Origin of the sequence: Methylobacterium sp. WL12 (assembly GCF_008039475.1) — a bacterium.
In the GTDB taxonomy this organism is placed as follows: domain Bacteria; phylum Pseudomonadota; class Alphaproteobacteria; order Rhizobiales; family Beijerinckiaceae; genus Methylobacterium; species Methylobacterium cerastii.
This window is the reverse complement of sequence record NZ_VRUW01000224.1, coordinates 1-856: the sequence shown is the minus strand read 5'-3', so window position 1 is coordinate 856 and position 856 is coordinate 1. Positions and strand designations below refer to the sequence as shown.

The window sequence follows — 856 nt, the reverse complement described above, 5'->3', positions numbered from 1 at the left end:
GCTTCCAGGCGACGATGTAGCGTGAGAAGTCGTCCAGGACCGTCGACAGGTCGTACCAGCCCCAGCCAACGACCTTCAGGTCGGTGAAGTCCGTCTGCCAAAGCTGGTTGGGCGCGGTGGTCTTATCGCGGAACTCGTCGGCGGCCTTGATGACGATATAGGCCGGGCTGGTGATCAGGTCCTGAGACTTGAGCAACCGGTAGACGGTCGCTTCCGAGACGAAGTAGCGGCGCTCGTCGGTGAAGCGCACCGCCAGCTCACGCGGACTGAGTTCAGGCTGCTCCAAGGCCAGAGCAACGATCTGCTCGCGGATCTCTGCAGTTAGGCGGTTCCAGACCCGGCTCGGCCTTGAGGAATGGTCATTCAACGCCTCGGGGCCGCCGCGCTGGTAGGCGTCGTACCAGCGGTAGAACGTCGAGCGGGTGATGCCGAGCTTGTCCAGGGTGGCACGCACCGGCAGGTGGGATTGCTCGACCAGCCGGATGATCTCCAGCTTCTCGGGGGCCGGGTAGCTCATGCCTCGTCGCCCCCAGCCCCGCTCATGCTTTTTTTAAGCAGACGGTTCTCCAGGACGAGATCAGCCACGACCTCCTTCAGCGCCCCCGTCTCGCGGCGCAGATCCCGCACCTCATCCGTGGTGGCCGCACGAGCCGTGTCGCCGGACAGGCGCCTCTTGCCAGCCTCCAGGAACTCCTTGGACCAGCCGTAGTACATCGAGGCGGCGATCCCCTCACGTCGGCAAAGCTCGGCAATGCTGTCCTCGCCACGCAAGCCTTCCAGCACCACGCGGATCTTCTCCTCGGACGAGAACTGCCGACGTGTGGCCCGGCGAATGTCCTTGATCACCGCTTCTGCT

At 64.1% G+C, this 856-nt stretch carries 1 pseudogene; it reads right to left on the bottom strand.

What is annotated here, in order from left to right:
* Positions 1 to 856, bottom strand: a pseudogene (locus FV226_RS27620) (helix-turn-helix domain-containing protein); the annotation flags it as partial.